This window comes from Aurantimicrobium sp. (assembly GCF_036667855.1).
In the GTDB taxonomy this organism is placed as follows: domain Bacteria; phylum Actinomycetota; class Actinomycetes; order Actinomycetales; family Microbacteriaceae; genus Aurantimicrobium.
Window position 1 is genome coordinate 1 of record NZ_JAVWTF010000137.1, and the last position, 526, is coordinate 526.

Genomic DNA, 526 nt, shown 5'->3' on the forward strand with positions numbered 1-526 from the left:
CCCATGGGGAGCCTGTGGCCGCTCCTTCAGAACCCGGACCTCATGAGCCCATGGTTCAGCAAGTACAGGAAGAGCATCGGTCTCGATGGCAAGTGGCTGGACTTCCACAGTCTCCGGCACACAGTCAGGACTAGGCTGGCAAAGGCTCAGGTACAGGAACAGCTCATGGATGCCATCACAGGGCACGAGACAGGCGGCTCCACAGGACGGAAGGTCTACACCCGCCTGGACATGGAAGACCTCCAGAAGGCCATCCAGACGCTCTCCTACAGCTCCATTAGCCTTCCCAGGGCACCCACAGAGAAGCTGACTCAAGACGCTTGAGGGGCTCCCCAAGGGATTAGCGATGGAGGACCTACTGTGTTGTATAGACCACACAGAGACTCTATTCAGCATGTCATAAGTGTGGTACATAAACACCCCTATAAGTCTCTTCTGGAGGTACTTCTAGAGGTGATGATTGATCGTTTATCTATGATGGTCATTACTTCTTGAGGTCATCTGGAGGTAGCTGTAGGACTCTTCT

At 53.8% G+C, this 526-nt stretch carries 1 protein-coding gene; it reads left to right on the forward strand.

Annotated elements, in window-relative coordinates; translation table 11 throughout:
• Positions 1-324, forward strand: a 324-nt coding sequence (locus tag RR877_RS10735) for a tyrosine-type recombinase/integrase (protein WP_332628266.1), incomplete at its 5' end; no start/stop codon positions are given.
• Positions 325-526 lie beyond the last annotated feature (202 nt).